Source organism: Pontibacter pamirensis (assembly GCF_010015475.1).
Classification (GTDB): Bacteria; Bacteroidota; Bacteroidia; order Cytophagales; family Hymenobacteraceae; genus Pontibacter; species Pontibacter pamirensis.
The window spans coordinates 145,759-152,673 of the sequence record NZ_SSNI01000013.1 but is presented as its reverse complement, the minus strand read 5'-3'; the positions used below and the strand labels follow the sequence as shown (position 1 = coordinate 152,673).

Below are 6,915 nucleotides of genomic sequence, written 5' to 3'. Positions count from 1 at the left end.
GAAAAAGGACTGCAGCTGCTCGAGCAACTCCTCCTTGCCTTCTAATAATCCTTCTACACTTACCTCCATCCTGCAAAGCTACAGCTACTTATAGCTTTGCACAACTCCTTAGCCTGACGGCTATGGTGAAAACACCAACAACGGCGAACATTATACGGCACCTAAATCTTAAAGCAGAACTGCCGCTGAATCTGTAGTTCAGCGGCAGTTCTGCTTTGTATGGCTTGTGGATCATCATCTCTAAGTAAGCAAATCTTTAAATCAACCAATCTTCTCAAACCCGAGGTAAGGATGCAGCACTTTTGGCATGACGATACCATCTGGTGTCTGGTTGTTTTCCAGTAAAGCGGCAACAATGCGTGGCAGGGCCAGGGCACTACCGTTCAGCGTGTGCAACAGCTGTGTTTTGCCTGAGTCGTTTTTGTAACGCAGCTTCAGGCGGTTTGCCTGATAGGTCTCAAAGTTAGAGGCAGAACTCACTTCCAGCCAGCGGCACTGAGCAGCAGAGTATACTTCCATATCAAAGGTAAGGGCAGCGGTAAAACTCATGTCGCCGCCACACAGGCGCAGCACACGGTAAGGCAATTCCAGCTTTTGCAACAGGCCCTGTATGTGCTGGCTCATCTCTTCCAGCGCCTCATACGATTTCTCCGGCAGCGTTACCTGTACAATCTCCACCTTGTCGAACTGGTGCAGGCGGTTCAGGCCGCGTACGTCGGCACCCCACGAACCAGCCTCCCGGCGGAAGCAGGGGGTGTGGCCGGTATTCTTAACAGGCAGCTGGTCTGTGGGCAGAATAACATCGCGGTAGATGTTTGTGATGGGCACTTCTGCCGTTGGAATCAGGTAAAGGTTATCAGCCGTTGCATGATACATTTGGCCGTCCTTGTCAGGGAGTTGGCCGGTGCCATAACCGGAAGCCTCGTTCACCAGGATAGGCGGCTGCACCTCCATATAGCCCGCCTTAATGGCCTCATCTAAAAAGAAATTGATGAGGGCGCGCTGCAAACGTGCTCCCTGTCGCTTATAAACAGGAAAACCTGCCCCGGAAATTTTATTGCCGAGCTCAAAATCGATGATGTCGTACTTCTGAATCAGCTCCCAATGCGGGAGTGCACCCTCAAATAAATCCGGAATTTCTCCATGCTGGAGAACTACTTCATTGTCTTCTGCTGTTCTACCTTCAGGCACACTCTCGTGCGGCAGGTTCGGCAGCTTGTACAAAGCTTGTTGCATTTGTTCCTCTAAAGAGGACAGTTGATCTGCCAGCGATTTTGTTTTCTGCTTCAGTTCGGAAGTTTCGGATTTATAGGCTTCTGCTTTCTCACGCTCGCCGCTTTTCATCAGCACACCAATTTCTTTGGAAATAGAGTTTGCTCTGCTCTGAAGTTCGTCGTGCTCGCTTTGTACCTGGCGCCGTTGCTGGTCAAGTTCCAGCAAAGTATTCACTTCTTCGGCCGTATTTTTGTAGTTTTTCTTGTTCAGACCTTCAATTACTTGTGCCGTCTGCTCTCTTAAAACTGTTAACTGTAGCATAGTTAGGTGTTATGTATACGCACAAAAATATACTTTTTTGAGGAGTTAGAGGCATTTTCGAAATCTTTTCGCATAAAACTGAAACTTTTTTTATTAAATACTCCGTAATATTTGTTAATTATAAGGCATTGCAATAACATTGCGTTACAATTGATGAAGGCTCTTCCCTGTGCCTCTCTGACTCTTTCGCAACCTATTCTATTTTTCCTGATTGATAACAGATTTCTCGCTGCGTTCGCTCTAGTGCGGACTGGCAGGTTAATAAACTACCATACCATTATTTATGTATAATATTGATGAATTGAAAGATAGACTTCTTTCAGAACTCAAGGAAATTGCTGAGGACTTAGGTGTCAAAAACTTTAAGAAGCTAAGCAAGCAAGACCTTGTATATAAGATCCTTGATCAGCAAGCCGTTACCCCTACTGAAAAATTACCAAAGAAATACAAGTCTGCCGCTGGTAGTGCCGCTCCTGACCAGGTTGAAGCGCCTGAAAGTGCAATTGCTGTAGAGGAAGCGCCAGCACCTGCTCCTGCGAGGCCTGCTCCTGCAAAAAGAGAAAGACGTCCTACCCGTGAGCAGACAGCAGCACGCAGCGAAACTGCTACAGCCACCGCTGCAGTACCGGCTCCGGCCCCAACCAAAGACCATGGTTCTCAGAACCATCGCGAGCGTGTGCCTCGTGATGAGAGCAAAGACAGAGGTAACAACGATAGCAGAGATGCCCGTAGCGACAGAGACAGCCGCAGCGACCGAAGCGACAGAGACTCCCGCAGTGATAGCCGTGGTAATGACAGCCGCAGTGATCGAAGCGACAGAGACTCCCGCAATGATAACCGCGGTAATGATAGCCGCAGTGAACGCAATGAGCCTGCTTCGCGCCGTAACACGCAACAGCAGACAGCAAGCAGCACTAATTTTAAAGAATTTGATGGCATCATCCTGAACGAAGGTGTGCTGGAACTGATGCAGGATGGGTATGGCTTCCTGCGTTCCACGCACTATAACTACCTTGCCTCTCCGGATGATATTTATGTATCGCCGTCACAGATAAAGCTTTTCGGCCTTAAAACTGGCGATACAGTAAAAGGACAGATTCGCCCGCCGAAAGAAGGCGAGAAATACTTTGCCCTGCTAAAGGTGGAGACGGTAAACGGACGCACCACAGAGGAGATTCGTGACCGTATTCCGTTCCAGCACCTGACGCCACTCTTCCCTGAGGAGCGCCTGAAACTGACTACAAGACCAAGCCAGATTTCAACACGTGTGCTGGACCTTTTTGCCCCGATTGGTAAAGGCCAGCGCGGTATGATTGTAGCACAGCCAAAGACAGGTAAAACGGTGTTGTTAAAGGAAATAGCTAATGCTATCTCTGAAAATCACCCGGAAGTATACCTGATGATCCTGTTGATCGACGAGCGTCCGGAAGAGGTAACCGATATGGCACGCAGTGTGAATGCAGAGGTGATTGCTTCTACTTTCGATGAAACTGCTGAGCGCCACGTGAAGGTGTCGAGCATTGTGCTGGACAAAGCCAAGCGCATGGTAGAGTGCGGCCATGATGTGGTTATTTTGCTGGACTCGATTACCCGTCTGGCCCGTGCCTATAACACAGTTGTTCCTTCTTCTGGAAAGATATTATCAGGTGGTGTGGATGCCAATGCGCTGCACAAGCCGAAGCGCTTCTTTGGTGCTGCCCGTAATGTGGAGAATGGTGGCTCGCTTACCATTATCGCCACAGCCTTGATTGACACTGGCTCTAAAATGGATGAGGTAATCTTTGAAGAATTTAAAGGTACCGGTAACATGGAACTTCAGTTGGATCGCAAACTTGCGAACAGACGTACGTATCCTGCTATCGATGTGCCTGCTTCCGGTACTCGCCGCGAAGACCTGCTTATGGACAAAGACGAACTAAACCGTATCTGGATCCTGCGCAAGTTTATGTCCGACATGAATTCTATAGAAGCTATGGAGTTCCTGAAAGACAGAATGGTGGGAACCAAGAGCAACGAAGAATTCCTGATTTCGATGAACGGCTAAGTTTAGTTTAGCATCATTTATAACAACAGCCCGCTTGCCGAAAGGTAAGCGGGCTGTTGTGCTTCAGTTCAAGTCAAAGCGAGGCTTCATATATAAATAAAGGTAGATAAGGAAGTGCATACTGTTACATAGATTCTACTGCCAAAAGTTATATCCAGGTTCTGTAAGCAGGTGAAAAGTATAGGTAACAACAAAGCCGAAAATTACATGGGCAAGAATAAGTCTAGAGAGGTAGGTTCTTAGCTTCAGGAGCGGAGGCTTGGGGTGCACCATAAAAAAGAAATACCAAACCACCATCGCAATGATGCCATGACCCAGGCCAAGAAATAATCCCCAGGAAGCGGTGAGCAGGCCGACACCGGAGTTCCATGCCGCCAGGTACATTAAGGCAAAGAAAATACCTACGGCATAATGCGCAATGTTGCCAACGGTTCTGGTGCTTCCTGCATCCGAAAGGCTTCCGTCCGGCTGGGTGCGGGACAGCAGCATTGTGCCTAATATCTTCGTTACTTTCATAACCCGGTGCGTGGCGTAGGAAAGCAGGTATAAAAACGCCGTCATGGCGGCAGTGGCGGCAAGGCCGGCAATTACAGCATAAAGAAACTTCATAATTGTAATATAGTTTTACCTGTATACGATACCGCAAACAGAAGTTTTGCCATCTACAGATACACCCTTGCCACAATGATGGAGATAAAGGCCAAACTGATGCAAAGAGAGGATATTTTGTTCATCTGCATGGTGTTTTCATAGTTTACAACCCGCAGGTCTTTCTGCGCCCTCATCATCCAGCCTGTAAAGAAGTATAGGATAGGAGCAGTAAAGATTAAGAAGATAAAGATGTTCCGTACCTGGTCTGTTGTGAAGTACAGGTAAAGAAGCAGCGCTGAACCGAGGGCAAGGCTAATGGCTGCAAAGAGGTAAGTTCCTTTTACACCCAAAATCAAGCTCAGCGTACGGTCTCCGCGCCTGCTGTCTTCCTTGTGTTGATAGATTTGGGTGAGGGGATAGGATCCACAGAGAAAAAGGGTGCTAACAAGTGCGAACCATACATTTGGTGTCTGCAGTACTTCTGCCAGGGAAAGGCCAATACCCACCTGCACCATCACATAGGTAAAAGCCCCTTGAAAAAAAGTGACGACAAAGGTGCTGAGAACCGGATACTTCTTCAGGCGAATGCCTTCGTAAGAATAAGCTTTTGAAATAAGCAGGTATAAGGCGACAAGAGCCCCAAACAACGGCGACAGAACAATGCCCAACACGACAGCCAACATATCAAAGAGCAGCACAAGGTGCATCAGTTGCTGTGTTACCTTGGGTGGATGCTTAAGGCCTCCTATACTGCCTTCGTCCCGGTCGTAGTAGGAGTTGTAGCCGTTGCTAGCAGGGTATACCAGCAGGTGCAGAATAAGAAACACAGCCACTGCCCGCCAAACCTCATAATCCACCACCGTACTTAATGCGAACCAGAAGATGGGCATCAGGTAGATAGAAAAAGGAATACGCATCAGCGTGAGGGCACTTCGGTAGCTATTCATTTATCAGGCAACATTAATTGATGATGTGATGCATGTTCAGTATGGCTCCTTTTAAAAGGCAGCTTTCTTCATAGACTTATGTTTTTACAAGCAAGCGTGTTGTCCAAATTTAAAAAGCGTTTAACTCATTCCGGCATTCAATCATTCTGCTTTTGATTGCTGAAAATTAATCCTCAGGATATCCTATAAGGTAAATGACGTGCTTGCCAAGTCGGGCGCCTACCTTACCGGTGCGCCAGGTATAGTTGGGGGTATTTATTTCTTTTGTGATACGGTGCAGCATTTGCGGCGTGTATATCCGAAGAAGCGACACAGTGCCGTCCCAGATAATACCCAATGGAATAAGTGGAATGATATAAGTGAAAAAGAGCCTGCTGAACTTAAACGGCCGGATAAAGGGGGTCACCACCACTATCATCACCGGAAAGAACAGCCACAGCGTGGCTACTTCCAACCAGCTTTTATTGGCTCCTTCAAAAACACCAATAGCCGCTCGGCTGTTGGCTGCATCCTGCAGTATGGCCTTTGCAACGGGAGGAGGGAAGTGATGGAAAGACGAAAATATTGTACGCACACCCGTGATGCTTTCAGGCACAGCAGTAGCATCAATAGGCTTCGGTATAAAATCAAGCGCACCTCCTGACGTTTGCTGCAGGTACCTGTATGCGCCTAAATTAGGGTAGAGGTCCGTAAGGGTGACGCGGATGGTGGTGCCCATGCGCTGGCTTAGAGCCTGCTGAACGCCTTCTATGCCGCCCCCGGCACCAGAACACAAATCGGTGATGTGGCGCTGCCTGGTGCGCTCTAAGAGCTCCTGTAACAGGGGTAAGGCGGGCTTATAGGCTCCCAGCTTTGAAATCATGAAGCGCAGGAAATCCAGCATCCCCTGGCGGATGACGTGCGGAAACCATTTTTGGTCTTCCAGTTCGATAAGTTGAAGGCGTACGTTCAAGGCGGCTGCTTTGTAAAACCATACTATGCCGCCACGTGAAAGGTTGCTATGGTAACAGAGAGTCTCGCTTGTGTATTTAGGTTATTTCTCATTAGCAGCCTTTTTGCCTGTAAACTTAACAGGTCAGCCTCAGCCAGAGCAGCGCTGTTAATTCTTCTAGAATGACTACGCCAGATATAAGGAGATCCGATGATGCATATTTTGATTTACAGAATATATCCGTCTTTGCCAGCCCCGGCTTTCAGGCCATCGCCGGTATTGCTGAACAACTGCCAGTACTCCTCTGCCGGTTTGGCAGCATCAGGGGAGACGGTGAGTGTAGCGCCACTGGCAAATTGTACTGCCAATCCAAAGTTTTCCAGTAGCTCTACGCGCTCCACTACCAGGTTTTTGCTTTCCTTCACAAGTTCCAGCAGGCGCTGGTCGCGCAGGTTAGCACCTGGTACCTTCCAGTCAAACTTTGTGGAGGGGAGGCCGGCTTCGCGCTTGCGCATGAAAACCTCATTATGTTTGATAGCGGCACCCTCTTGCTGTTGCAGTTCCCAAGGGCAGCTTACGGCCAGCGTGAGCTCTCCAATGTCAAGCACCAGGCCCTGCGAGGTGGTATAGTGTGTGCTGCCAAAGTGGAAATACTGCACTAGCTCATTTCGGGTTGCTTTTGTGAGTGGCAGTCCTTTCATTCTGTCTAAAGCCTGCTGTAGTGTTTGTTGCATGAGGCGGTACGTTTTTGGGAATAGCGTATAACACAAAGATAGGCAGCCGCCACAAAAGAACGGGTGTTTTGCTGCAGCTTCACTAAGTTTTGAACTGTTAAATCTTAGTTGTTGTGTACAAAAGGTATATTT

6 protein-coding genes are annotated in these 6,915 nt (G+C 48.2%); 1 reads left to right on the top strand and 5 read right to left on the bottom strand.

Going from position 1 to position 6,915, the window contains the following annotated elements; all coding sequences use genetic code 11:
- Positions 1-261: 261 nt before the first annotated feature.
- Positions 262-1,536 (bottom strand): serine--tRNA ligase, encoded by a 1,275-nt coding sequence (gene serS, locus E1919_RS12960; protein WP_162053825.1) that lies wholly within the window; start codon positions 1,534-1,536, stop codon positions 262-264.
- 283 nt (positions 1,537-1,819) lie between these two features.
- Between serS and rho the strand changes: the two genes are divergently transcribed.
- Positions 1,820-3,580, top strand: a complete 1,761-nt coding sequence (gene rho / locus E1919_RS12955) for a transcription termination factor Rho (protein ID WP_162053824.1) — start codon at positions 1,820-1,822, stop codon at positions 3,578-3,580.
- A 135-nt stretch (positions 3,581-3,715) separates the two neighbouring features.
- On the opposite strand, the gene E1919_RS12950 is transcribed toward rho, so the two are convergent.
- From E1919_RS12950 to E1919_RS12935, 4 genes are all read right to left on the bottom strand, one after another.
- Positions 3,716-4,189, bottom strand: a complete 474-nt coding sequence (locus E1919_RS12950; RefSeq protein ID WP_162053823.1) for a hypothetical protein — start codon at positions 4,187-4,189, stop codon at positions 3,716-3,718.
- Positions 4,190-4,242: 53 nt separating this feature from the next.
- On the bottom strand, positions 4,243-5,118 hold the full coding sequence (locus tag E1919_RS12945; protein ID WP_162053822.1) for a UbiA family prenyltransferase: 876 nt from the start codon (positions 5,116-5,118) through the stop codon (positions 4,243-4,245).
- 166 nt (positions 5,119-5,284) lie between these two features.
- Positions 5,285-6,070, bottom strand: a complete 786-nt coding sequence (locus E1919_RS12940) for a class I SAM-dependent methyltransferase (RefSeq protein ID WP_162053821.1) — start codon at positions 6,068-6,070, stop codon at positions 5,285-5,287.
- 206 nt (positions 6,071-6,276) lie between these two features.
- Entirely contained in the window at positions 6,277-6,783 is a 507-nt protein-coding gene (locus tag E1919_RS12935; RefSeq protein ID WP_162053820.1) for a hypothetical protein, read from the bottom strand.
- Positions 6,784-6,915 lie beyond the last annotated feature (132 nt).

What these genes read in the sequence shown, in the direction of transcription:
- serS (WP_162053825.1), bottom strand. Translation starts at nt 1,536, where the DNA reads ATGCTACAGTTAACAGTTTTAAGAGAGCAGACGGCACAAGTAATTGAA.
- rho (WP_162053824.1), top strand. Translation starts at nt 1,820, where the DNA reads ATGTATAATATTGATGAATTGAAAGATAGACTTCTTTCAGAACTCAAG.
- E1919_RS12950 (WP_162053823.1), bottom strand. Translation starts at nt 4,189, where the DNA reads ATGAAGTTTCTTTATGCTGTAATTGCCGGCCTTGCCGCCACTGCCGCC.
- E1919_RS12945 (WP_162053822.1), bottom strand. Translation starts at nt 5,118, where the DNA reads ATGAATAGCTACCGAAGTGCCCTCACGCTGATGCGTATTCCTTTTTCT.
- E1919_RS12935 (WP_162053820.1), bottom strand. Translation starts at nt 6,783, where the DNA reads ATGCAACAAACACTACAGCAGGCTTTAGACAGAATGAAAGGACTGCCA.